This is a genomic window from Diaphorobacter sp. MNS-0, assembly GCF_019602835.1.
Lineage (GTDB): Bacteria > Pseudomonadota > Gammaproteobacteria > Burkholderiales > Burkholderiaceae_C > Diaphorobacter > Diaphorobacter nitroreducens.
In genome coordinates this window covers 3,727,658-3,751,350 of sequence record NZ_CP080761.1, presented here as the reverse complement: position 1 = coordinate 3,751,350, position 23,693 = coordinate 3,727,658, and the positions used below count along the sequence as shown (strand labels likewise).

The following is a 23,693-nucleotide window of genomic DNA, read 5'->3' as shown; positions in this document are numbered from 1 at the left end:
GCCGGGGCGCGACAGCGGCTGGGGCTAATATCGGAGCCCTATGGATTTTTCGCCCACTTCCACTGCCCACCGACGGCTGGCCCACCTGGCCCGCCAGCGTTTCGTGGAGGGGCTGTGCGCCGGCTTGCCGGCGCTGGACAAAACAGTCCATGATTTCCTGACCGAGTTGATGGGGCAGACCGCCACGCAGCGCGACATGCAGTTGCGGCGCGATGCCTGGATGGGCCATCAGGCCCACCGCAAGACCTGGGTGGAACACCTGGGCCGGGCCTGGCGTGAAAGCCTGGCGCCCCCGCCCGTCACGGGGCGCGGCACCCTCAACGCGTCCAAGGCGTTCGATGGGCTTGAACTGCTGGGCGACGACGTGCTGGAGAACAAGATCATCGCCTCGCGGATGGCGCTGACCCTCACCGAGCATGTGGCCGCTCCTTTCGATTCCGCGCGGCAGCGCACACAGCATCTGGAAGGCCGTGAGCTGGCCGGCACCGATATCCTGCGCCCCGAAACCCTGTGCCTGCATCTGGTCGAGCAGTGGTTGGAGGTGGGCCTGCAGCGCGACCATTTGCAGATGGTGATCGACCCGCTGCAGCGCGAACTGGCGGCGCTGGCGCTGGCGCAGTACCAGGCCCTTGTGAAGCTGTACGACGAACAGGGCGTCGTGGCGCAGGACGACCTGCGCGCCCGCGTGCGCCGCGCGGCCGCCGGCCCCAACACCGGCAGCCCCGCCGAGCCGCCGCCCGCGTCCGGTCCCGTGGGGCTGGCCTCGCAGGCATTGCAGCAGTCGCGCGCCGCGCTGGGGCGGCCCACGGAATTTGCCCCCACGCGCCAGGCGGCGTCGGCCTTCATGCCTCCGCCCCCCGGCATGCGCGGGCAGCCGGCGATGGCCGGCATGGGCAGCCCGCTGGTGCGCGCGCGCCAGCGCGCCCAGGGCGTGATGGTGCAGCTGCGGCGCTTGCTCACGCAGCCCACTACGGGCTACGACATGGTCAAGGCACCCCCCGCGTCCGCGGCGCTGGCCCATGCGCTGGCGGCGCACCGCGTCTCGGCCGACAGCTACTACAGCGACGTGGCCACGCTGGTTGAGGACTACAGCCCACAGGCCGTGGTCCGCGTGGCGAGCGCCGTGCGCGAGCGGTCCGTGGAGTTCAAGAAGAAGGCCAGCACCGCCAGCGAGAAGGCCATCATCGAGGTGGTGGCGCTGATGTTCCAGAGCATCCTGAGTGAAGACCGCATCCCGCCCTCGGTGCGCGTTTGGTTTGCACGCCTGCAGGTGCCGGTGCTGCGCGTGGCGCTGGCCGAGCCCGAGTTCTTCAGCAACCTCACGCACCCCGCGCGCCAGCTCATCGACCGCATGGGCGCCTGCGTGCTGGGCTTTGACGCCAGCTCCATCAACGGCAGCGCGCTGGAGGCCGAGATCCGCCGCATCGTGCAGGTGATCGAGCAGTACCCCGAGACCGGCCAGCGCGTGTTCCAGCTGGTGCATGACGAGTTCGAGAAATTCCTCGCCAAATTCCTCACCGAGAAGCAGGGTACCTCGCGTATCGTCAGCGTGGCCCAGCAGGTGGAGCAGCGCGAGACGCTGGCGATCCAGTACACCATCGAGCTGCGCGCGCTGCTCAAGGACATGCCGGTGCGCGACGAGATCCGCGAGTTCTTGTTCAAGACATGGGCCGAGGTGCTGGCGATGTCGGCCGTGCGCGACGGGGCCCAGCATGCCAGTACCGCGGCCTTCAAGCGCGCCGCGGCCGACCTGGTGTGGGCGGCGGGCGCCAAGCCCAACCGCGCCGACCGTGCGCTGGTCATCCAGAACCTGCCGGCGCTGCTGCAGAGCCTGCGCCAGGGGCTGGCGCTGATCGGCGTGGCGGGGCCCGAGCAGGACGCACAGATCAAGGGAATCACCGACACGCTGGCCGACGCTTTCCTCTCCAAGACGGCCTCGATCCCGCAGGCGCACATCGATGCCATGGCCAAACGCCTGGCGAACCTGGAGGACTACATCGGCGACGAGGCGCTGGGCGACATGCCGCTGAGTGCGGACAACATCGAGTTGCTGCTGGGCATCGACGCCTCGTCCATCCACGTCATCGCCGACAATGGCGCGCCTGTGCAGGACGACATGGTGGCCTGGGCGCAGCAGCTGCCGCTGGGCACCTGGTTCACGCTGGACCACAACGGCGCGTCCACCCAGGTGCAATACGCCTGGCACAGCCAGCGCAAGCAACTGCACCTGTTCGCCACGCGCGATGGCGGCAGCTACCTCATCCAGCTGCGCCGGCTGGGGGCCTACCTGCAGGCGGGTCTGCTGGTGGCGCAGGAGGAGGAGAGCCTCACGCTGCGCGCCACGCGCGATGCGCTCACCAAGCTGGACGCCAACCCGGAGCGCCTGCTGGGTTGAGCGGTCGCGCCGCGGCCCAACGCGCACAACGGGGGCCGGCTGCGCACAGCCGCGCCGCGGGCCTCAAGCCTCTGGCATGTCCGTGGCGGCGCTGAAGCCATCGCGCGTATTGCGCGGCCTGGCATTGCACGACGGCGCGGCGTTGCGGGGTGCGACCGGTGGCGGACTGCGCGTCGACAGCTGCTATGGATGAAATAGCTTTGACGCTGGACAGAAGCGCGCCAAGCCCCGTTCTATTCCCATTCATCACCACCCCGCACCACGCGGCGCACCACGTCGGCGGCGAAGCCACGCGTGGCCAGAAAGCGCATCTGGCGCGCACGCTCCTGCGGCGTGTCGGCGGGCTGGTCGCCAAAGCGCTGGCGCCACACGGCCCGGGCGCGCTGCAGTTCGGTGCCCGCCAGCTGGGCGGCGGTGCTGCGCACCAAATCCTCGTCCAGCCCCTTGCGCCGCAGCTCCTGCAGCACGCGCTGGGTGCCGAAGCGCTCCGCGCGGCGGTGCACCACGGACTCGGCCACGCGCTCTGCATTGATGAAGTCGCGCGCCTGCAGCTCGTCCAGCAGCGCCGGCAGATCGTCGCCCTCCTGCACGTGGCGCGCCAGCTTGGCCTGCAGTTCGCTGCGCGAATGCTCGCGCTGGGCAAGCAGGCGCAGCGCACGGCCCTTGAGGGAGAGGGCGGTGAATCCCATGAATGCTATTGAAAAAAGAGCTTCCAGCGCTTGATGGTCAAGCGCTGGAGGCAGATTTCGTTCAAAAACCCCGGTGCGTGGTTACGCCTCGATCTCGCCCGTCTTGTCGGCCTTCTTGCCGCGCGCAGGCTTGTCTTCGGGCAGATCGGCCGCCGGGCTCGCGTGGCCCGTGGGCAGCAGTGCGATGCCCAGGCTTTCGCGCACCTTGTTCTCGATCTCCACGGCCAGGCCAGGGTTCTCGCGCAGGAACTCGCGGGCGTTGTCGCGGCCCTGGCCGATCTTTTCGCCGTTGTAGGCATACCAGGCGCCACTCTTTTCCAGGATGCGCGCGTTCACGCCCATGTCGATGATCTCGCCCTCGCGCGAGATGCCCTCGCCGAACAGGATGTCGAATTCGGCCGTCTTGAACGGGGGCGAGACCTTGTTCTTCACCACCTTCACCTTGGTCTCGTTGCCGATCGCCTCGTCGCCCTTCTTGATGGTGCCGGTGCGGCGGATGTCCAGGCGTACCGAGGCGTAGAACTTCAGCGCATTGCCGCCGGTGGTGGTCTCGGGGCTGCCGAACATCACGCCGATCTTCATGCGGATCTGGTTGATGAAGATGACCATGCAGTTGGTCTTCTTGATGGTGGCGGTGAGCTTGCGCAGTGCCTGGCTCATCAGGCGTGCCTGCAGGCCGGGCAGGGCGTCGCCCATCTCGCCCTCGATTTCGGCCTTGGGCGTGAGGGCGGCGACCGAGTCCACCACGATCAGGTCCACGGCGCCCGAGCGCACCAGGCTGTCCACGATCTCCAGCGCCTGCTCGCCCGTGTCCGGCTGGCTGATGAGCAGGTCGGTGAGCTGAACGCCGAGCTTGCTGGCGTACTGCACATCCAGCGCATGCTCGGCATCCACGAAAGCGCACTGGCCGCCTTGCTTCTGCATCTCGGCGATGACCTGCAGCGTGAGCGTGGTCTTGCCCGAGCTTTCCGGCCCGTAGATCTCGATCACGCGGCCGCGCGGCAGGCCGCCCACGCCCAGGGCGATGTCCAGGCCCAGCGAGCCGGTGGAGACCACCTGGATGTCCTCAATGGCCTCGCCCTCGCCCAGGCGCATGATGGTGCCCTTGCCGAACTGCTTTTCGATCTGCGCGAGGGCGGCTTGCAGGGCCTTGGCCTTTTCGCTGTTGACGGCGGTTGCGTTGCCTTTGACGGTGGCGTCCATGGAATGCTCCTTCGGGTCGGGGTCACGGTGAAATCGTGTGCCTGCCTGGAAACTGTTTCCAATGACAGGCTGGATGCTTGAACAGTAGTTTATGGGCGGTTGATGCGTTATCCAATCAATTTTTGGTCAGTTTGGCTGACAATGTGCGGATGACCGCTCCCCCCAGCCTCGACGACCGCTGGCGCCAGACCCACCTGGGCCGCCTGCTGGGCCATGCCATGCGGCGCTTCGATGCGCGCGTGCTGCAGCTCATGGCGCGCGACGTGCAGGTGCCGCTGGCGCTGTCCAACCTCGCGGCGCGCGACCAGGTGAGCGCCGCGCACATCCACATCACGCGGCATCTGTCGCTGCAGGGGGACCGCCTCACCGACCTGGCCGAGCGCGCGGGCATGGCCAAGCAGTCCATGGCCGCGCTGGTGGAGCAGTGCGCGGCCTGGGGCCTGGTCACGCGCGAGCCCGATCCGCGCGATGCGCGTGCGCGCCTGGTGCGCTTCACGCCCACGGGACTGGCGTGGCTGCAGGCGTTTCGCGCGGCGGTGGCGCAGGCCGAGGGCGAGTTCCGCGCCGAGGTGGGGCAGGACGTGGCCACGGTGGTCGCGCTGGGCCTGGAGGCCTACGCCGGCGGCGAGGGCACGGCGGCCTAAAATTCAGGCAGAGCGCAGGCCGGCGCACGACAACCAGGAGAGACACCCCATGCGCATCCTCATCGCCGAAGACGACCAGGTGCTTGCCGACGGGCTGCTGCGCACGCTGCGCGGCTCGGGCGCCGTGGTGGACCATGTGGCCAGCGGCACCGAGGTCGATACCGCGCTCCTGACCAACAACGAGTTCGACCTGCTGATCCTCGACCTGGGCCTGCCCAAGATGCACGGCCTGGAGGTGCTCAAGCGCCTGCGCGGGCGCGGCTCGGCGCTGCCGGTGCTGATCCTCACGGCGGCCGACAGCGTGGACGAGCGCGTGAAGGGCCTGGACCTGGGCGCCGACGACTACATGGCCAAGCCGTTCGCGCTGTCGGAGCTGGAGGCGCGCGTGCGTGCGCTCACGCGCCGCGGCATGGGTGGCACCAGCAGCGCCATCCGCCACGGGCCCCTGGTGTACGACCAGGCGGGCCGCGTGGCCACCATCGACGGCAAGATGGTGGAGCTGTCCGCGCGCGAGCTGGGCCTGCTGGAGGTGCTGCTGCAGCGCGCCGGCCGCCTGGTGAGCAAGGAGCAGCTGGTGGAGCGCCTGTGCGAGTGGGGCGAGGAGGTGAGCAACAACGCCATCGAGGTCTACATCCACCGCCTGCGCAAGAAGATCGAGCGCGGGCCGATCCGCATCGCCACCGTGCGCGGCCTGGGCTACTGCCTGGAAAAGATCCCGGGCTGACGGCACCCGTGGATGCTCTGTTATTGATAGCTGTTTGCGCTTGGTGCATAAGCGCTAGCGGCCAGAAACGCCCACCACCTTGAAAATCTTCCAGCGCGAGCAGCGCTCCCTCTTCGGCGAAATCCTGGACTGGATGCTCACGCCGCTGCTGCTGCTGTGGCCGGTGAGCCTGGCGCTGACCTGGCTGGTGGCCCAGGGCCTGGCCAACAAGCCCTTCGACCGCGCGCTGGAGTACAACGCCCATGCGTTGGCGCAGCTCGTCACGGTGCACGACGGCAAGGTGCTGTTCAACCTGCCCCAGCCCGCCAGCGAGATCCTGCGCGCCGACGAGTCCGACATCGTCTATTACCAGGTGCTCTCGCCCACGGGCGACTACCTGTCGGGCGAGCGCGACCTGCCGCGCCCGCCGCCCGAGGAGCAGGCGTTCTCCGGCGAGGTGCGGCTGCGCGACGCCGAGCTGCGCGGCATCGACATCCGCGTGGCCTACATCTGGGTGCGCGTGCCGCTGCCCGACGCGCCCGCCGCGCTGGTGCAGGTGGCCGAGACACGCGCCAAGCGCAGCGTGCTGGCCACCGAGATCATCAAGGGCGTGATGCTGCCGCAGTTCGTCATCCTGCCGCTGGCGGTGCTGCTAGTCTGGCTGGCGCTGGCGCGCGGCATCAAGCCGCTGCACCAGCTGGAGGAGCGCATTCGCGCGCGCAAGCCCGACGACCTCTCGCCGCTGGACCACAAGGCCGTGCCGATGGAAGTGGCGCCGCTGGTGGATTCGGTGAACGACCTGCTGCGCCGCCTGTCGGAATCCATGGCCACGCAAAAGCGCTTCCTGGCCGACGCCGCGCACCAGCTCAAGACCCCCCTGGCCGGGCTGCGCATGCAGGCCGACCTGGCGCAGCGCGAGGGCACCAGCACCGAGGAGCTCAAGCAGTCGCTCAAGCAGATCGGGCGTTCGTCCATCCGCGCCACGCACACCGTCAACCAGTTGCTGGCGCTGGCGCGGGCCGAGGGCGGCAGCGCCGTGGTGCAGCGCCAGCCGCTGGACCTGGCGCGGCTGGTGATCGAGGTGGTGCGCGACAGCGTGCCGCGCGCCATGGACAAGCACATCGACCTGGGCTACGACGGCGTCGAGCCCGGCACCAATGGCGTGTGGATGGACGGCAACCCCACGCTGCTGAAGGAACTGGTGCGCAACCTGGTGGACAACGCCATCAACTACACCCCATCCAGCGCGCAGCAGCCCGGCGTGATCACCGCGCGCGTGCTGCCCGACCCGTTCAGCCATGTGCTGCTGCTGCAGGTGGAGGACTCGGGGCCCGGCGTGCCCGAGGCTGAGCGCGAACTGGTCTTCCAGCCCTTCTACCGCGCGCTGGGGACGGACGCCGACGGCTCCGGCCTGGGCCTGCCCATCGTGCGCGAGATCGCGCGCCAGCACGGCGCCGAGGTGGAACTGGAAGACGTGCGCCCCGGCGCGGCCATGCCCGGCGCGCGCTTCAGCGTGCGGTTCGCGGCACGCGAATCGGGGCCATAGCGCTGCCGCTGTCCGATGCTATCGATTAAATAGCTGCTCGCGCTTGATGGGCAAGCGCTGGAGGGCATTTTGAGGTGGATTCAAGCAGCCGGTGCGGCCGTGCCCGCCGCGGGGTCCGCCAGCGCCAGCAGCCAGTCGCGAAAGCGCACCAGCGTGGCCAGCTGCGCACGCGACTCGGGGTAGCACAGCCAGTAGCCCAGGTCGCTCGTGTAGCCGCCGCCGGGCAGCGGCTCGGTGACGGTGCCGGCGGCAATCTCGTCCTGCACCAGGCAGCGCGGCACCAGGGCCAGGCCCATGCCCACCGACACCGCACGGATGATGGTCTGGAACTGGTCGAACTGTGGGCCGGCCAGCGGGTTCAGGCCGTTCACGCCGTGCGCCTCGGCCCAGTGCTGCCAGGCACCGGGCACGCTCACGTGGCGCAGCAGCGTGTGGCGTGCCACGTCCTGCGGGCTGTGCAGGGGCGGCGCGCCGGCCAGCCCGGCGCGCGGGCCGATCAGGGCCACGTCGTTGCCCGTCAGGTAGTGCGCGCGTGCGCCCGGCCAATGCCCGTCGCCGAACAGGATGGAGCAGTCCAGCTCGGGGTCGGCAAAGTCGTAGCCGTGCACGTAGGGCACGAAGTGCAGCGTGATCTGCGGGTGCTGCGCACGCAGCTGCGGCAGGCGCGGAATCAGCCACTTGGCGGCCAGCGTGGGCAGCACCGACAGGTGCAGCGCGCCGCCCTCGTCACCGCTGGTGATCAGCTCCAGCGTGGCCGCCTCCAGGCGGGTGAGCAGGGCGCTCACGGCCTTTTCGTAGCGCTCACCGGCGGGTGTGAGCGACAGGCGCTTGCGGCTGCGCTCGAACAGCGGAACGCCCACCCAGCGCTCCAGCTCCTGCACCTGCTTGCTCACCGCGCTCTGGGTGAGGTGCAGTGCCTCGGCCGCGCGCGAGATGCCCCCGAAGCGGGCCACGGTACAGAACGCCCGCAGCAGGTGCAGCGGCGGGTGAAGGCGGCGCAGGATCATGGGGTTTGCCGATCAAAACATTCCACAATGGAATGATAACAGGCACAGCTATTGCTTTTCCGACCGCACCCCTTCGTTTATCTTTCATGCACCATCAAAGGAGTGAGTCCATGCAACGTCGCAAACTGATTGCCGCGCTGGCGGTTACCTCTGTAGTTTCTGGAATGACCTTCGCCCAGGACAACAGCCGTCCCCTGCGCATCGTCGTGCCCTTCCCGCCGGGCGGCGCTACCGACATTGCCGGCCGCTCGCTGCAGGAACCCCTGCAGCGCCTGCTGGGCCAGCCGGTGGTGATCGAGAACAAGGCCGGTGCGGGCGGCTCCATCGGCATGGCCGAGGTGGCGCGCGCCACCGACGGGCTGACCTTCGGCGTGGCCACGCTGTCCACCCACGGCGTGAACCCGGCCGTGCTGGGCAAGCTGCCCTACGACCCCATCAAGGACTTCGTCGGCGTGACCGAGATCGTCAAGGCGCCCGGCATCATCGTGGTCAACCCCAAGGTGCTGCCCGTCAAGGACTTCGCCGACCTCGTGAAGCACCTGAAGGCCCATCCCGGCAAGGTGGAATACGCGACGCCGGGCAACGGCACCATCGGCCACATGTGGGGTGAGCTGTTCAAGAGCGCCACGGGCACCAGCATGGTGCACATCCCCTACCGCGGTGCGGGTCCGGCCACCAACGACGTGCTGGGCGGCCAGGTGCCGGTGTACTTCGACCAGGTGGCCTCGTCGCTGCCGCACGTGAAGGCCGGCAAGCTCAAGGCCTTGGCCGTGTCCTGGCACGAACGCCTGGCCGTGCTGCCCGACGTGCCCACCTATGCCGAGCTGGGCTACAAGCAGGCCAACGATGCGTCGTGGTTCGGCCTGGTGGCGCCCAAATCCACTCCCGCGGCCCAGGTGCAGCGCGTGCAACAGGCCGTGGCCCAGGCCCTCAAGGAGCCGGCGGTGCGCGATCGCCTGGCGGCCCAGGGGCTGTATGCGTCGGGCACCACGCCCGCCGAGTTCTCCGCGCAGATCGCGCGTGAAATTGACAAGATGAAACAGGTGGCAGCCTATGCCAAGATCAAACTGGATTGATTTCCACGGAGTGTGCCTATGCAAGCAGTGCTGAAACTGATCCACAGCCAGTACCTGCAGGCCGAGCCCGGCGCAGCCGGCGCCCCTGCGGCGCCGCCCGCTGCGTCACCCGCACGCATGGTCTCCCGCATCGCGGGGCGCACGCCCCTGGTGCTGGATTCGCCGCACAGCGGCACCGTCTACCCCGCCGACTTCCGCGCTGCGCTGGACCTGCCCGTGCTGCGCCGTGCGGAGGACACCCACGTCGAAAAGCTCTACGCCTTCGCGCCCGGGCTGGGCGTGGGCTGGGTGGAGGCGCATTTCCCGCGCATCTACCTGGACGCCAACCGCGACACTACCGAACTGGACGCCACCCTGCTGGACGCGCCCTGGCCCGACCCGGTCACCACCGACCCCGTGGTGCTGCAGAAGGTGCGCCTGGGCAAGGGGCTGATCTGGAAGTTCACCGACGAGGGCGAGCCCATCTACGACCGCCCGCTGGGCGTGGACGAGGTGCGTGCACGCATCGATCGCTGCTGGCGGCCCTACCACGCGGCGGTGGCGGCCGAGATCGACGCCGCCCACGCGCGCCATGGCTACAGCATCCACCTCAACTGCCACTCCATGCCCGCCGTGGCCGCCAGCCACGCCACGCTCTACCCGGGCCTGCACCATGCCGACTTCGTGGTGGGCGACCGCGACGGGGCCACCGCCAGCCCGGCGCTGTCGCAGCAGATCTGCGCGTTCCTGCGCGAACGCGGCTACAGCGTGGACTACAACCATCCCTACAAGGGTGTGGAACTGGTGCGCCGCTACGGCAACCCGGCGCAGCATCGCCACAGCATCCAGGTGGAGATCAACCGCAAGCTCTACATGGATGAGCAGACGCTGGACATCCTGCCGGCAGGGTTCGACCGGCTGCGCGCCGACCTGCGCGCGCTGGTGGAGTCTCTGCTGGCGACCGACCCGCGCGGCTGACCGCTGGCGGCGGCATTCAGGCGGCGGCCTCGGCAGCGAAGGGGCCGCAGTCGGCTGTACCGAGGTTCCCAACGCAAGGCCCGTTCCCATGGACGGGCCTTTGTCATTCCACGCGCTTGTGCAGGCGTGGCGATAAAAAACATAGCTGCTGGCGCTTACCAGGCAAGGGTGAATGCGGGATTTCTTCCCTACGGCCACCGGGCGCCGCCGCGGTGTGCGCCGGCAGTGCATTCCGCATTGAAATGAGATGTGTCGCAATGCTCATTGGTCAGCGGCCCGCGGGGTTACCAGAATGGTTTGTTACCAAAGACCAACCTTGAGGGAGCATTGCATGCAGCGTAGAGACATCCTGACACTGGCGGCCGCTGGCGCCATCCCCGGCCTGGCGAGCGCCCAGGCCTCCAGCAGCACCCTGCGGCTGGTGGTCCCCTTCCCGCAGGGCGGCGCCACCGACATCACCGCGCGTGTGCTGGCCGCGCCGCTGTCGCGCATCCTCGGCATGCCCGTGAAGGTGGACAACCTGCCCGGCGCGGGCGGCGCCACCGGCATGCAGGCGGTGGCCAAGGCTGCGGCCGACGGGATGACGCTGGGCGTGGCCACGCTCTCCACGCACGGCGTGAACCCCGCCGTGTACAAGAAGCTGCCCTACGACGCGATCAAGGACTTTGCGGCGGTGACCGAGATCGTCAAGGCTCCGGGCGTGCTGGTGGTGCACCCCAGCGTGCCGGCGCAAAACTTCGAGCAGTTCATCAAGCTGCTCAAGAGCCAGCCGGGCAAGATCACCTATGCCACGCCCGGTGCGGGCACCATCGGCCACATGTGGGCCGAGTTGCTGCAAAGCACCACCGGCACGTCCATGAAGCACGTGCCCTTCCGTGGCGCGGCGCCCGCCGTGCCCGACCTGCTGGAGGGCAAGGTGCAGGTGTACTGCGACCAGGTGGCGTCGTCGCTGCCCCATATCCAGGCGGGCAAGCTGCGCGCGCTGGCCGTGTCGTGGAACCAGCGCCTGGCCGTGCTGCCCAAGGTGCCTACCTATGCCGAGCTGAGCCTGTTCACCAACAACGATCCGTCGTGGTTCGGTCTGGTGGCACCCGCCGGCACGCCCGCCGTCGTGGTCCGCGCGCGCCGCAATGCCGTCGCACAGGCGCTGGAGGAGCCCGCCGTGCGCAAGGCGCTGGCCGACCACGGGCTGTTCCCCTCGGGCTCGCTGCCCGCGGAATTCGGGGCCCAGATTCAGAAGGAAGTGGACAAGATGCGGCGCGTGAGCCGCTTTGCGCAGATCCGCTTGGACGCGGGCTGACGGCTGACGGCGGGCCGGCAGCGGCGCTGCCGGTGCGAAGGCCGCCATCCATCAAGGCTGCCGCGCGCCATGCCGCGCAGGCCACCGCGGTAGGCAAACCGCGCCGGCGGCGTGCCAGGGATCAGGCGCAGGGGCGCAGCGTCTTGCCGGCCAGCGCCGGCTGCAGCGCATCCAGACGCAGGCGCAGCGACTCGCTCACCGCGGGCAAGCGCAGCGTGAAGCCCGGTGCTTCGGCGCGTTCCACCACCACGCGCGCGGTGCGCACGCCCTGGTTGGCCAGCAGGGCCATGCCGCGCTGCGCGGCCTCCTCGGTGGAAAAGCGTCCCAGCGACAGCCCCGGCTCCAGTGCCGCGCCGGGCCGGTCGTAGGGGATCTTGAGCGTGCGCAACTCGGCGCGCTTCTTGGCCACCGCCTCTTCGTCGGGAAAGCGCCCCATGTACACCATCCAGCGGCCCGTGATCGGCGTGGGCTCCAGGGTCCAGCTGCCCTCGGGCAAGACGGCCGCCGCCTGGCGCAGCGCGTCGGCCTGGCGCGCGTCGAACACGCCCGCCTGCAGGCAGGCCGGGGGCTCCGCGGGCGCGGCGGCGGTTGCGGGGGACGCCGCCGCCCCGCTGGCTGCGGGTGTGGAGGCCGGCGCGGAAGACGCCGGGCCCGCCGGTGCCGCGGATGACGCGGCCCCCTTGCTGCCCTGAGGCAGCAGGCGCAGGTTCTGCGGAGCGATCTGCTGCTCCATGCGCTGCGGCTCGGACTCATCCACCGGCGCCAGGCCCCAGCCGCGCAGCAGCCCCTGCGACCAGGCGTAGTAGCCGGCGTTGGCCAGCAGCAGAAGCACGACGGCAAGGCGCAGCATGGCTCAGTCCTTCAAGGTGCGGGGGGCGCGCAAAAAGCGCGGGGAACGCGGCGTGGCGGTCATTGCGGGCGCACGCTGATCTCGGCGCTGGTGACGGGCTGCATGCCGCGCGCGGTGTGCACCAGCAGGGTGCCGTCCTCGGTCACGCCGTGGGCCGTGCCCTGCGTGCCGTCGCTCAGCGTGACGGCGCGCCCGGCCAGCAGGTCGCGCTGCGCAAAGCGCGCCTGGAAGGGGGCGAAGCCATGCTCGGCAAAACCCAGCAGCGCATGCACCAGCGGCGGCGCGATGCGCTGCAGCGCGCTGGCCGCGGTGAGCGTGGTGTCCACCTCGCGCAGGCACGCGGGAGGCGTGCGCAGCCCGTCGGCCAGCACGGGCAACACGTTCAGCCCGATGCCCACCACCACGTAGCGGCTCTGGCCCGCCACCAGCGGCGGCACGGCCGCGCCGGGCGCGGTCAGCGTGGCCGTCTCCACCAGGATGCCGCCGAGCTTGCGCCCATCCTGGAGCCACAGGTCGTTGGGCCACTTGAGCAGGACGCGCGGGTGCCCGCTGCCTTCGGGGGGCAGGACGGGCTGCAGCGCCTGCGCCACGCTCACGCCCACGGCCAGCGACAGGCCCGACCAGTCGTGCGGCGCCAGCGGCAGGCCCAGCGAAAACGTGAGCGCGGGCACCACGCCGGTGTCGCGGTAGGTGGCGGCGCTGTGCCAGTCGCGCCCCAGGCGGCCGCGGCCGGCGGTCTGCTCCTCCGTCACCAGCAGCGTGGGCTCCAGCCGGCCGTCGCGCGCGCGGCGCATGAGCTCGCTGTTGGTGGAGTCGATGCTGGGCAAGACCTCCACGGTGAAGCCGGGCAGCAGCGGCGCAATCGCCTCCCACAGGGCCTCGGCCGGCCAGCGCACGGGGGTGGCGGCGGGGCTCACCGCTGGGCGCTCCTGCGGCCCTGGCGGGGTTTCGCGGATTTGGCGGGCTTGCCGGCTTTGCCGCTGCCCTTGGCTTCCTCGGCCTTGCGGGTCTTTGGGGCCTTCCCGGCTTTTTCGGTGGGAGGTTGGGGCGCCAGGCCCGGCGGCGCCCAGCCGCGCTTGGGCGCCAGCAGCGTGCCGCGGCAATTCTTGCTGCCGCACCAGCAGGGGTATTCGGCCTTCAGCTTGGGCGTGTAGCGCTCTTCGATGATCAGGCCGTAGTCGTAGTTCAGTTCCTCGCCCGCGCGGATGTTGCGCAGCGCGGTGATGAAGATGCGGCCGCCCTGCTCGTCGGCAAAGCAGTTGGGGTCGCAGCTGTGGTTGATCCAGCGCGAGGAATTGCCGCCGAACTTTGCGTCGATCACACGGTCTTCATCCACGTGGAAGTAGAAGGTGTGGTTGGGCTGCGCGGGGTCGTGCGGGTGGCGGTCCTGGGCTTCCTGCCAGCTGATGACCTCGCCCGTGTATTCGACGAGGACCTCGCCCTCGGCAATGTCCTGCACGGCGAACACACCCTTGCCATGCACGCCCGAGCGCCGGGTCTGGATGCGCCGACCGGCGGCGGGCGTGGGGGCGGCGGTGGAAGCGGTGCGGGGCATGGGGAAACTCTGTTACTTTGAATGTGTGCACACATGCGTGCGCGTGCGCGCGTGTGAGGCGGATTGTAGAAGCGCCAGCAGGGCGCGGTATGGCGTAAGAGACCCACAAAATGACCAAAACACTGGTAATTGCAGAAAAGCCCTCGGTGGCGCAGGACATCGTGCGCGCCCTCACGCCGGTTGCCGGCAAGTTCGAGAAGCACGAGGACCATTTCGAGAATGAGCGCTACGTGGTCACCAGCGCCGTGGGCCACCTGGTGGAGATCCAGGCGCCCGAGGAATTCGACGTCAAGCGCGGCAAGTGGAGCTTTGCCCATCTGCCGGTGATCCCGCCGTATTTCGACCTGAAGCCCGTGGACAAGACCAAGAGCCGCCTGAACGCGGTGGTCAAGCAGGCCAGGCGCAAGGACGTGACCGAACTGGTCAACGCCTGTGACGCGGGCCGCGAGGGCGAGCTGATCTTCCGCCTGATCGAGCAGTACGCCGGCGGCGCCAAGGGCGGGCTGGGCAAGCCCGTGAAGCGCCTGTGGCTGCAGAGCATGACGCCCCAGGCCATCCGCGACGGCTTCGAGAACCTGCGCAGCGACCAGCAGATGCAGGGCCTGGCCAGCGCCGCGCGCAGCCGCTCCGAGGCCGACTGGCTGGTGGGCATCAACGGCACGCGCGCCATGACGGCCTTCAACTCGCGCGACGGCGGGTTCTTTTTGACCACCGTGGGCCGCGTGCAGACGCCCACGCTGTCGCTGGTGGTGGAGCGCGAGGAAAAAATCCGCAAGTTCGTCAGCCGCGACTACTGGGAAATCCACGCGGGCTTTCATGCCGAGGCCGGCGAATACCTGGGCAAGTGGTTCGACCCCAAGTGGAAGAAGAGCGACGACCCCGAGGCCCGCGCCGACCGCGTCTGGTCGCACCACCAGGCCAAGGACATCGCCGACGCCGTGCGCGGCAAGGCCGCCACCGTCACCGAGGAAAGCAAGCCCACCACCCAGGCATCGCCGCTGCTGTTCGACCTGACCAGCCTGCAGCGCGAGGCCAACGGCAAGTTCGGCTTCTCCGCCAAGACCACGCTGGCCCTGGCGCAAAGCCTGTACGAACGCCACAAGGCGCTGACCTACCCGCGTACCGACTCGCGCGCGCTGCCCGAGGACTACCTGCCCGTGGCCAGGCAGACCTTCGGCATGCTGGCCGGCAGCGGCATGCGCCACCTGGCGCCGTTCGCGCAGCAGGCGCTGGACGACGGCTACGTGCGCCCGTCCAAGCGTATCTTCGACAACAGCAAGGTGAGCGACCACTTTGCCATCATCCCCACCACGCAGGCCCCCAGCGGCCTGTCCGAGGCCGAGCAAAAGCTCTACGACCTGGTGGTGCGCCGCTTCATGGCGGTGTTTTTCCCCAGTGCCGAATACCAGGTCACCACGCGCATCAGCCAGGTGGTGGGCCACTCGTTCAAGACCGAGGGCAAGGTGCTGGTCAAGCCCGGCTGGCTGGCCATCTACGGCAAGGAGGCCGCCAACGAGGTCGAAGACGGCAAGGCCGGCGACAAGGGCCAGCCGCTGGTGCCCGTCAAGCCCGGCGAGATGACCCACACCGAGTTCGCCGAGGCCAAGGGCCTGAAAACCAAGCCGCCCGCGCGCTACTCCGAAGCCACGCTGCTGGGCGCCATGGAAAGCGCCGGCAAGCAGATCGACGACGAAGAGCTGCGCGAAGCCATGCAGGAGAAAGGCCTGGGCACGCCGGCCACGCGCGCGGCCATCATCGAAGGCCTGCTGACCGAGAAATACATGCTGCGCGAAGGCCGCGAGCTGATCCCCACCGCCAAGGCCTTCCAGCTCATGACGCTGCTGCGCGGCCTGGATGTGCAGGAGCTGTGCCGCGCCGACCTGACGGGCGAGTGGGAATTCAAACTCGCGCAAATGGAAAAGGGCCAGCTGAGCCGCGAAGCCTTCATGCAGCAGATCCAGGCCATGACCGAAAAGCTGGTCAAGAAGGCCAAGGAATACGACCGCGACACCATTCCCGGCGACTACGCCACGCTGTCCACGCCGTGCCCCAACTGCGGCGGCGTGGTGAAGGAGAACTACCGCCGCTACGCCTGCGTCGGCCGGTCGGACGACGCTTCAGGTGCTGGCGCGGGCGGCAACGGCGAGGGCTGCGGCTTCTCGTTCACCAAGTCGCCCGCGGGCCGCACGTTTGAAACCGCCGAGGCCGAGCAGCTATTGCGCGACCGCCGCATCGGCCCGCTGGAGGGCTTCCGCTCCAAGGCCGGCTGGCCCTTTGTGGCCGAAGTCACCATCGCCCGCGATGAAGAGGCGGGCAACTACAAGCTCGAATTCGACTTTGGCGACGACAAGAACGCCGAGGAATCGGGCGAGATCGTGGACTTTACCGGCCAGGAAAGCTTAGGTGCCTGCCCCAGCTGCGGCGCCCCCGTGTACGAACACGGCAGCAACTACGTGTGCAGCAAATCCGTGCCCACCGCCCAGCAGCCCACGCCGTCGTGCACCTTCAAGAGCGGCAAGGTCATCCTGCAGCAGCCCGTGGAGCGCGCGCAGATGCAAAAGCTGCTGGCCACCGGCAAGACCGACCTGCTGGACAAGTTCGTCAGCATGCGCACGCGCCGCGCGTTCAAGGCCTTCCTGGCCTGGGACAAAGAGGCGGGCAAGGTCAACTTCGAGTTCGAGCAGCGCGAATCCAAATACCCGCCGCGCAAGACGGCTGCTGCAAAAACAGGAGCTGCCAGCGCACGTGGGACGGGCGCTGGAGCCGCAAAAGCCTCTAAACCCGCCACCAAGGCCGCCGCCAAGAAGGCCGCCGCCAAAACCACGGCCGCCAAGACCCCGCGCAAGGCCAGCACCGCCGCTGGCAAGGCGCCCAGCGCCCAACTGGCCGCCGTGATTGGCACTGAACCCGTGGCGCGCCCCGAGGCCGTCAAGAAGATGTGGGACTACATCAAGGCCCACAACCTGCAGGACCCGCAGGACAAGCGCACCATCGTCGCGGACGACAAGCTGCGCGCCGTCTTCGGCAAGGACCGCATCGGCATGTTCGAGCTGGCCGGCATCCTGGGCCAGCACCTGGCCTGACGCCATGCTGAGCCGCGGCGAGCGCATCTTCTGGGGCGGCCTGGCCGCCGCCGTCATTGCCGGCGCCGCCGCCGCGTGGTGGACGGCCGACCAGTGGACGCCCCACGCCGCCCCCTGGGCCGCGCAGATGTGGCGCAAGATCACCCGCCCCGGCCCCGACACCCTGCCGCCGGACAAGGCCGGCCGGCCCGCCCCCGCCGCACAGGGCGCGGCCGGTGCCGCGTCGGCGCCCCTGGCGCCGCCGCGCAAATGCCAGCAACCCGATGGCCGCGTGATCTACACCGACCAGCCATGCCCACGGGGCAGCCGCGAGCAGACGGTGGACGGGGCGGTCACGTCCCTGCCGGCGCGCTGAGCGGGCATTGCCGCGGCGCCGGGGTGTCGTGCTCCCCTGCTGCGTTGGGTGCAGCGCCATGTCTGTCGGGCATTTGACGCCCTGTATTCAAATTGCTCCTGAATAAATAGCTATTAGCGCTTGCTGCATAAGCGCTAGAGGCTGTTTTCGTCTTAAGCCGCGCACCGTGCCCCCATGCAGCCGGATGCCGCAGGCTTGGGGGTTTCGTCAGTTTGGAATCAGCTTCGCCGACTATAAGGTTTCAATCCGAAACAAATGGGACGGGCGGGGAGGAATGGCGACGTTGATACCCGCACTTGGCTCATGCGCCGGGCGCATGCAGTCGGGTGAACGCAGGCTGGCCGAGCGGCTAGCGAAAATTGGAGAAGACGACTGCCGACTGGTAGGGCATGCCCATAGGCCCCGAGCAGACCTTCACGGAATTCGTGGTAGTGCCTCGCGCTTAATTCAACGTTTCAGCATCACGGAATAAAAGGGTGGAACGCAGTGCGTGTGCATCGGCTAAATTTTAGGCGGTCTAAATTTCTACAACGCTCAGAAATATGCGTTGCTGTATGCGCCCCGCATATGTTTGGCACGCCTTTGACTGCGTTCGTACGAGTGTCTAATCCTAGTTAGAAATATTATGTCCCGTGCCTACCAGGGTTTTGAATACGGCATCAAAGATGCTGAAGAACTTCTCGCTCATTTTGATGCCATTAACACCAAACCACCGCCTCCAAATGCTGAAGTACTTAAACGTGCTGGACTTGTTATGGCCTTAACAGCTTGGGAGACATACGTGGAAGATCGTCTTTTGGAAGAAATGAATAAGAAACTTGGCGTGGTCTCCGGTAGTTACATCGGTGATTTTGTCCTAAAAAAATTGCACTCAGATTTGAAGCAATTTCACAACCCGACTTCAGATAAAACAAAGCGCATATTTCAAGAATATTTAGGTTTTGATGTAACCGAAGGCTGGACATGGGCCAACTATGAGCCAGAAAAAGCCAGGACAACTTTGAATAGTTGGATAGGAAAGCGTGGAGATGCAGTACACCGCTCCAAGCCGATAAATAATGGATCACCTGTTGCGCATCTAGTAAAACGTGATGACCTAGAAAAGGTTATTCGTTTTATAAAAGACCTAGTTAAGGCAACTGATGCCTATGTGGACAAAAACCTCTAACCCGGCGCTCAAGCCGACCCGCCTGCGGCGGTCGGCTTAGCTTTTTCGTTAGGTTTCAAGAGGTTTATTCGCATGGATGAGAAGTTAAAGAAGAAAATTCTCTCCGAGATGGAGTCCATCATCGGCAACCGATGCTACAACGGGAACATACAAAACTGGGGTGCTGGAGGTGAATGGCTTGGAGAGGGTAGAGAGTTCAGATATCCAATAATATTCTTAGAAAAAGATCTCAAAAAAGATAAATGTTGGCGCTCCGATCCATCCATGTCTATTCAAAGAATGAGAACCGGCCATTACGCCTTCGGCGCAAATAGACTCTACATCATTCAAGCATTGGAAAAGATACTTGAGAATTTAGAAAATAAATATCAATTCAAGCCAATAAACACCGAAGATTTAATTAATTGCGAAATATGCAATGCACCAGTCAACGCGAAAAACCTCAAAAAACACATAAGAAAAGTTCATGAAGCAAAAGTCAAAGAGGCCTAACCCATCACTCAAGCCGACCCGCCTCCGGCGGTCGGCTTACCTTATTCGTTAGTCCCATCACCCGCTCTATGCGCGCAGTCACTTGTTCCAGCGCTCGGCCCTGTTCAAAAGGCTTATCTGCCTTTTTGGCCTCCAGCGCTTTTGCAGCAAGCGCCACCAGCTATCATTCTTGCAGCGCTGCGCCGCTTTCGTGGCCCAGCGCTTTTTCGTGGGCTGCGCCCGTCTTCAAGGTTGGGCGCTCCCTTTTGGCCTTCGGGTCTAACCTGGCGTTCAAGCCGACCCGCCTGCGGCGGGCGGCTTACCTTAGGCGTTAGCCGCTTTTAGAGGAGAGTCTCATGGAGATGATCGCGGTGAGTTCAACAGCCATATCCGCTGTCGGGTACGACGAGAAGCTTGGTCTGATGAAGATCACCTTTCAGCAAGGCCATACGTATGACTTCTGTGGAGTTCCTCGGCACATTTTTGAAGGTCTGCTGCGGGCCGCGTCGAAGGGCTCCTACTACAACGACTACATCAAAGACCGTTATCAGTGCTAGGAGGCACGAATGACGAATCCATTGCTTTCCGATGACGATGCGCGAACCATTAATCGGCTTGTGGAGGCCGCTAAAGAAAATGGCGTAGTCATGGATCTCTTGGAGGCCATAGCGGATTGGCAAGGCTCAGGCAAACCCGCTCCCATGGATATGCATTTCTTCGAGCTCGCTGCCATGGCGACACCGTTTGCCAGGCTTGCAAGAAAGGACGATGCCGAATGAAGTCCTGGTTCGCCGAAGCGCCTAACCCTTCCATCGAGAGGACGCTGTCCGGCAAGCCGGCCAGCGCCTCTCATGTCAAACGTTAGATCTTCAAGCACCGCTATGCCAATTGCCGCAAGACGCGTCACGCAAGTCACCCTTAGCCTTGTGATTACGGGCCTCACCTTGTGGGCTGCGTTCAAGCTGCTCCAACTTCTCTGGAGTGCGTTCTCTCAGGTCAATCCGACCGTTGGCGCAGGGGTGATAGCAGCGGCAGCCACCGTGATGGTTTCCGTAATTTCTGTCTTGGTCGCCAAACGACTTGAGTTTCGTGCGAACGTCGATAAAGAGCATCGCGAAAAGAAGGTCCCGTTCTACGAAGAGATGGTCAGGTTCATCTTTCGTATTGCGTTTGCGCAGAAGCTAGGAGTTGACCCGGTGACCGAACAGGAAATGGTCCAGAAGATGGCTGAATTTACGGAGAATCTCGTTGTTTGGGGATCGGATGACGTAATCGATGCCTGGTTCAAATTTAGAAATCGCAGCATTAATAGCGGTGACTCTGGTGTTGCCGTCATCTTCGAAATCGAAAACCTCTTATTGGCTATTCGCCGAGACCTTGGTCATCAAAACAAGGGGCTCACCAAAGGAAAAATCTTGGGTCTGTTCATCAATGATATCCATGAACACATCAAGGTCTAACTCGTCATTCCAGCGGATCGCCTTCGGCGCCCGCTGAACTCAAGCGTTAGTCCCATCACCCGCTTCATGCGCGCAGCCACCTATTCCAGCGCTCTGCCTTGGCCAAGGGGTTTTCAAGCCTTTTTGGCCTCCAGCGCCTGCGCAGCAAGCGCCACCAGCTATCATTATTGTAGCGCTGCGCCGCTTTTGTGGCCCAGCGCTTTTTCGTGGGTAGCGCCCTCGTCCAAGTCTGGGCGCTCCCTTTTGGCCTTCGGGTCTAACCCGGCGTTCAAGCCGACCCGCCTACGGCGGGCGGCTTACCTTGGCCGATAGCGCCACAATCAAGATCACCTCAATTCGGGAGTCAGCATGCAGGAGTTCAAGGGAACGTTCGAGGAACTGCAAGGCACTGTCGCGGCTGCGGGTTGTATTGGCCAGTGGTCGGACATTGCAAATGGCAAACAATTCAAAAGCAAAGACGGCGGCATTCTCAATTGGTTCACAGCAACAGGCCGCGTCACCTTTCAAGGTACTGCGGCACCCAAGGCGAAGCTGATGCAAATGCTTGGGTCCGAAGCCATGTCGGAGCCTCAAGCGGCGCCAGCTCCGGTGGCCGCAGCAAAACCCAAGAGCAAAGTATTTCTGGTGCATGGGCACGATACTGTCGCGCGAGAGCAACTCGAACTTGTACTCCACAAGCTTGGCCTAGACCCCTATGTATTGGCAAACACAGGTGGCGGCGGAATGACCATCATTGAAGCTCTTGAAAGCCATATCGGTGGAACTACAGACGCAGCGAAGTTCGGCATTGTCTTAATGACTCCCGACGACATGGGTTACTCAAAGCGAGATGGCGAATCAAAGGTAGAGCCGCGTGCGCGGCAAAACGTAGTACTTGAAATGGGCATGCTCATCTCAGCCCTTGGTCGCCCAAACGTGGCAATCTTGAAAAAGGGGCACCTTGAAGTGCCCTCTGATGCCGACGGCATTCTCTACATCGGCTTTAACGATCACGTTAAAGAAACCGTTCCGCGCTTGGCCGAACGCCTTAATCACGCCGGTTTCAAGGTTGAAGGTTCTGCTATTGCGAAGGCAGCCGCATAACACGGTGGTGGCTAACCCGTCATTGCAGCGGACTGCCTTCGACAGCCGCTGAACTCAGTCGTTAGGGTTAGGCATACGACTCGTCCCACGATCATCGGCTGCACAAGCAGGGACTGGTCGTTGATACCTCCTTGTCGCTTTCCTGCGGCCCAGCGCTTCGCCCGCTACTATCTGTGCCCGCGGCGCATGTGCCGCGCGCCTGTCCTCCAGGTGCCCACCAAGCATTTCACCAAGGAGACCCACCCCCCATGTTCAGCCACGTCATGCTGGGAGCCAGCAACCCCGACCAATCCAAGCAGTTCTACGACGCCTTCCTGGGCGCCCTGGGTTGCAAGCCTGGCTTTACCGACCCCAAGGGCCGCACCTTCTGGCGCCACGCGGGCAACACCTTTGCCATCTCCGCGCCCATCAACGGCGAGCCGGCCTGCTTTGGTAACGGCGCCACGACGGGCTTTGCGGCCGAGTCGCCCGAGCAGGTGGATGCGGCGCACGCGGCAGGCGTGTCCAGCGGCGGCGTGACGTGTGAAGACCCGCCGGGCTGGCGCGAGCATGCGCCGGGCGGGCGGCTGTACCTGGCCTATCTGCGCGACCCGGCCGGCAACAAGCTGTGCGTGCTGCACCGCCCGCCCAAGGCCGCCTGATCCCCGGAGCGTTCACGCATGCAACTGTCTGAACAATGGGTGCTGGTCACGGGCGGTGCCCGGGGGCTGGGCCAGGCCATCACGCGCGCGCTGGCGCGCGAGGGCGCGGGGGTGGTCATCAACTACCACCGCAGCGCGGCGGCCGCCAAGGCGCTGGCCGATGAGCTGGGCCCGCGCGCCATCGCGCTGCAGGCGGACGTGACCGACGCCGCCGCCGTGCAGCGCCTGTTTGCCACCGCGCGCGAGCGCACGGGCGCCCCCATCAGCGCCGTGGTGAACAACGCGCTGGCGCAGTTCTCGTTCGACGGCGATGCGCGCCCCAAGCTGGGCGAGATCACCTGGGAGCGCTTCAGCCAGCAGATCGAGGGCGCGGTCAAGGGCGCGCTCAACACCATGCAGGCCGCGCTGCCCGCCATGCGCGCGCAGGGCTTCGGGCGCGTCGTGAACGTGGGCACCAACCTGTTCCAGAACCCGGTGGTGCCGTACCACGACTACACGGCGGCCAAGGCGGCGCTGCTGTCGCTCACGCGCACGGCGGCGCACGACCTGGGGCCGGATGGGATCACGGTGAACATGGTGTCGGGCGGGCTGCTGCGCACCACCGACGCCAGCAGCGCCACGCCCGAGGCGGTGTTCGACCTGATCGCCAGCATGACCCCTCTGCGCCGCGTGACCACGCCGGCCGAGTTTGCCGACGCGGTGCTGTTCTTCCTCTCGCCGTGGGGCCGCGCCGTGACGGGGCAGAACCTGGTGGTGGACTGCGGCCTCGTCAAGGATTGAAAAAGGAGTTGCCCATGGCATGGACCCACCCCATCACGGCCAAATGGCCCGCCGCGCACCCCGACCGGCTGCAGCTGTATTCGCTGCCCACGCCCAACGGCGTGAAGGTGTCGATCCTGCTGGAAGAGACGGGGCTGCCGTACGAGCCGCACCTGGTGAGCTTCGAGACCAACGACCAGCTCTCGCCCGAGTTCCTCGCGCTCAACCCCAACAACAAGATCCCCGCCATCCTCGACCCGCATGGCCCCGGCGGCCAGCCGCTGGCGCTGTTCGAGTCCGGCGCCATCCTGGTCTACCTGGCCGAGAAGACCGGGCGCTTTCTGCCGCAGGACGCCGCCGCGCGCTACGAGACGCTGCAGTGGCTGATGTGGCAGATGGGCGGGGTGGGGCCGATGTTTGGGCAGCTCGGGTTCTTCCACAAGTTCGCGGGCAAGGACTACGAGGACAAGCGCCCGCTGGGCCGCTACGTGGCCGAGTCCAAGCGCCTGCTGGGCGTGCTGGAGCAGCGCCTGACGGGCCGCGACTGGATCATGGGCAGCGACTACACCATCGCCGACATCGCCGTGTTCCCCTGGGTGCGCAACCTGGTGGGCTTCTACGGCGCGGGCGATCTGGTGGGCTTTGACGCCTTCCCGCAGGTGCAGCGCGTGCTGGCGGCCTTCGTGGCACGCCCCGCCGTGCAGCGGGGGCTGGAGATTCCGGCACGGGGCTGACCCGGCGCGGGGCA

Annotated in this window: 26 protein-coding genes; 20 read left to right on the top strand and 6 right to left on the bottom strand. The window is 66.2% G+C overall.

Features of this window, described 5'->3' with window-relative positions; translation table 11 throughout:
* Nucleotides 1-40: 40 nt before the first annotated feature.
* Nucleotides 41-2,395, top strand: a complete 2,355-nt coding sequence (locus K2L43_RS17790) for a DUF1631 family protein (protein ID WP_220638149.1) — start codon at nt 41-43, stop codon at nt 2,393-2,395.
* A gap of 233 nt (nt 2,396-2,628) precedes the next feature.
* Here the strand turns inward: K2L43_RS17790 and recX are convergent, their stop codons facing one another.
* Together recX and recA are read right to left on the bottom strand one after the other, a co-directional pair.
* Nucleotides 2,629-3,084, bottom strand: a complete 456-nt coding sequence (gene recX / locus K2L43_RS17785; RefSeq protein WP_011807085.1) for a recombination regulator RecX — start codon at nt 3,082-3,084, stop codon at nt 2,629-2,631.
* Between the two features lie 81 nt (nt 3,085-3,165).
* The gene (gene recA / locus K2L43_RS17780) at nt 3,166-4,287 is read right to left on the bottom strand and encodes a recombinase RecA (RefSeq protein ID WP_011807084.1); all 1,122 of its coding nucleotides are present in this window, start codon (nt 4,285-4,287) and stop codon (nt 3,166-3,168) included.
* Between the two features lie 149 nt (nt 4,288-4,436).
* Between recA and K2L43_RS17775 the strand changes: the two genes are divergently transcribed.
* From K2L43_RS17775 to K2L43_RS17765, 3 genes are all read left to right on the top strand, one after another.
* On the top strand, nt 4,437-4,931 hold the full coding sequence (locus K2L43_RS17775) for a MarR family winged helix-turn-helix transcriptional regulator (RefSeq protein WP_088888100.1): 495 nt from the start codon (nt 4,437-4,439) through the stop codon (nt 4,929-4,931).
* A gap of 49 nt (nt 4,932-4,980) precedes the next feature.
* On the top strand, nt 4,981-5,655 hold the full coding sequence (locus K2L43_RS17770) for a response regulator transcription factor (protein ID WP_011807082.1): 675 nt from the start codon (nt 4,981-4,983) through the stop codon (nt 5,653-5,655).
* 79 nt (nt 5,656-5,734) lie between these two features.
* Entirely contained in the window at nt 5,735-7,180 is a 1,446-nt protein-coding gene (locus K2L43_RS17765; RefSeq protein WP_088888101.1) for a sensor histidine kinase, read from the top strand.
* An 80-nt stretch (nt 7,181-7,260) separates the two neighbouring features.
* Here K2L43_RS17765 and K2L43_RS17760 read toward each other — a convergent pair whose 3' ends face one another.
* Nucleotides 7,261-8,187 (bottom strand): LysR substrate-binding domain-containing protein, encoded by a 927-nt coding sequence (locus K2L43_RS17760; RefSeq protein WP_220638148.1) that lies wholly within the window; start codon nt 8,185-8,187, stop codon nt 7,261-7,263.
* Nucleotides 8,188-8,297: 110 nt separating this feature from the next.
* Between K2L43_RS17760 and K2L43_RS17755 the strand changes: the two genes are divergently transcribed.
* The 3 genes from K2L43_RS17755 to K2L43_RS17745 all read left to right on the top strand — a co-directional run bounded on the left by K2L43_RS17755 (nt 8,298) and on the right by K2L43_RS17745 (nt 11,520).
* Nucleotides 8,298-9,263: a tripartite tricarboxylate transporter substrate binding protein gene (locus tag K2L43_RS17755; RefSeq protein WP_011807079.1), complete on the top strand. Its 966-nt coding sequence runs from the start codon at nt 8,298-8,300 to the stop codon at nt 9,261-9,263.
* 18 nt (nt 9,264-9,281) lie between these two features.
* On the top strand, nt 9,282-10,220 hold the full coding sequence (locus tag K2L43_RS17750) for an N-formylglutamate amidohydrolase (protein WP_088888102.1): 939 nt from the start codon (nt 9,282-9,284) through the stop codon (nt 10,218-10,220).
* A 331-nt stretch (nt 10,221-10,551) separates the two neighbouring features.
* Nucleotides 10,552-11,520, top strand: coding sequence for a tripartite tricarboxylate transporter substrate binding protein BugE (locus tag K2L43_RS17745; RefSeq protein WP_220638147.1), 969 nt, complete (start codon nt 10,552-10,554; stop codon nt 11,518-11,520).
* A gap of 121 nt (nt 11,521-11,641) precedes the next feature.
* Here the strand turns inward: K2L43_RS17745 and K2L43_RS17740 are convergent, their stop codons facing one another.
* From K2L43_RS17740 to K2L43_RS17730, 3 genes are read right to left on the bottom strand one after another with little or no spacing between them, the layout of a single operon-like run.
* Nucleotides 11,642-12,370, bottom strand: a complete 729-nt coding sequence (locus K2L43_RS17740) for an SPOR domain-containing protein (protein WP_220638146.1) — start codon at nt 12,368-12,370, stop codon at nt 11,642-11,644.
* Nucleotides 12,371-12,429: 59 nt separating this feature from the next.
* Entirely contained in the window at nt 12,430-13,287 is an 858-nt protein-coding gene (locus tag K2L43_RS17735) for a biotin--[acetyl-CoA-carboxylase] ligase (RefSeq protein WP_088888105.1), read from the bottom strand.
* The gene (locus K2L43_RS17730) at nt 13,284-13,925 is read right to left on the bottom strand and encodes an SET domain-containing protein (RefSeq protein ID WP_196994811.1); all 642 of its coding nucleotides are present in this window, start codon (nt 13,923-13,925) and stop codon (nt 13,284-13,286) included. Before K2L43_RS17730 ends, K2L43_RS17735 begins: the two co-directional genes overlap by 4 nt.
* A gap of 110 nt (nt 13,926-14,035) precedes the next feature.
* Between K2L43_RS17730 and K2L43_RS17725 the strand changes: the two genes are divergently transcribed.
* The 13 genes from K2L43_RS17725 to K2L43_RS17665 all read left to right on the top strand — a co-directional run bounded on the left by K2L43_RS17725 (nt 14,036) and on the right by K2L43_RS17665 (nt 23,679).
* Entirely contained in the window at nt 14,036-17,008 is a 2,973-nt protein-coding gene (locus K2L43_RS17725) for a DNA topoisomerase III (RefSeq protein ID WP_220638145.1), read from the top strand.
* Between the two features lie 4 nt (nt 17,009-17,012).
* Nucleotides 17,013-17,363 carry a DUF4124 domain-containing protein gene (locus K2L43_RS17720; RefSeq protein WP_220638144.1) on the top strand — a complete coding sequence of 117 codons (351 nt, stop codon included), beginning with the start codon at nt 17,013-17,015 and terminating at the stop codon, nt 17,361-17,363.
* Nucleotides 17,364-17,988: 625 nt separating this feature from the next.
* A complete protein-coding gene (locus tag K2L43_RS17715) occupies nt 17,989-18,531 on the top strand; it encodes a HEPN domain-containing protein (protein ID WP_220638143.1) in 543 nt (180 codons plus the stop codon).
* Nucleotides 18,532-18,603: 72 nt separating this feature from the next.
* Entirely contained in the window at nt 18,604-19,023 is a 420-nt protein-coding gene (locus K2L43_RS17710; protein ID WP_220638142.1) for a hypothetical protein, read from the top strand.
* Between the two features lie 68 nt (nt 19,024-19,091).
* Nucleotides 19,092-19,337, top strand: a complete 246-nt coding sequence (locus K2L43_RS17705; protein WP_220638141.1) for a DUF1010 domain-containing protein — start codon at nt 19,092-19,094, stop codon at nt 19,335-19,337.
* 21 nt (nt 19,338-19,358) lie between these two features.
* Nucleotides 19,359-19,559, top strand: coding sequence for a KTSC domain-containing protein (locus K2L43_RS17700; RefSeq protein ID WP_220638140.1), 201 nt, complete (start codon nt 19,359-19,361; stop codon nt 19,557-19,559).
* Nucleotides 19,560-19,568: 9 nt separating this feature from the next.
* Entirely contained in the window at nt 19,569-19,781 is a 213-nt protein-coding gene (locus K2L43_RS17695) for a hypothetical protein (RefSeq protein WP_220638139.1), read from the top strand.
* Nucleotides 19,782-19,883: 102 nt separating this feature from the next.
* Nucleotides 19,884-20,462 (top strand): hypothetical protein, encoded by a 579-nt coding sequence (locus tag K2L43_RS17690; protein WP_220638138.1) that lies wholly within the window; start codon nt 19,884-19,886, stop codon nt 20,460-20,462.
* Between the two features lie 66 nt (nt 20,463-20,528).
* The gene (locus K2L43_RS17685; RefSeq protein WP_220638137.1) at nt 20,529-20,774 is read left to right on the top strand and encodes a DUF1010 domain-containing protein; all 246 of its coding nucleotides are present in this window, start codon (nt 20,529-20,531) and stop codon (nt 20,772-20,774) included.
* 36 nt (nt 20,775-20,810) lie between these two features.
* On the top strand, nt 20,811-21,545 hold the full coding sequence (locus K2L43_RS17680) for a TIR domain-containing protein (protein ID WP_220638136.1): 735 nt from the start codon (nt 20,811-20,813) through the stop codon (nt 21,543-21,545).
* Nucleotides 21,546-21,793: 248 nt separating this feature from the next.
* Complete coding sequence (locus tag K2L43_RS17675; RefSeq protein WP_220638135.1) at nt 21,794-22,186, top strand: VOC family protein; 393 nt, start codon at nt 21,794-21,796, stop codon at nt 22,184-22,186.
* An 18-nt stretch (nt 22,187-22,204) separates the two neighbouring features.
* Nucleotides 22,205-22,966 carry a 3-oxoacyl-ACP reductase gene (locus tag K2L43_RS17670; RefSeq protein WP_220638134.1) on the top strand — a complete coding sequence of 254 codons (762 nt, stop codon included), beginning with the start codon at nt 22,205-22,207 and terminating at the stop codon, nt 22,964-22,966.
* A gap of 14 nt (nt 22,967-22,980) precedes the next feature.
* Nucleotides 22,981-23,679: a glutathione S-transferase N-terminal domain-containing protein gene (locus K2L43_RS17665; protein ID WP_220638133.1), complete on the top strand. Its 699-nt coding sequence runs from the start codon at nt 22,981-22,983 to the stop codon at nt 23,677-23,679.
* The last annotated feature ends 14 nt before the right edge of the window (nt 23,680-23,693 follow it).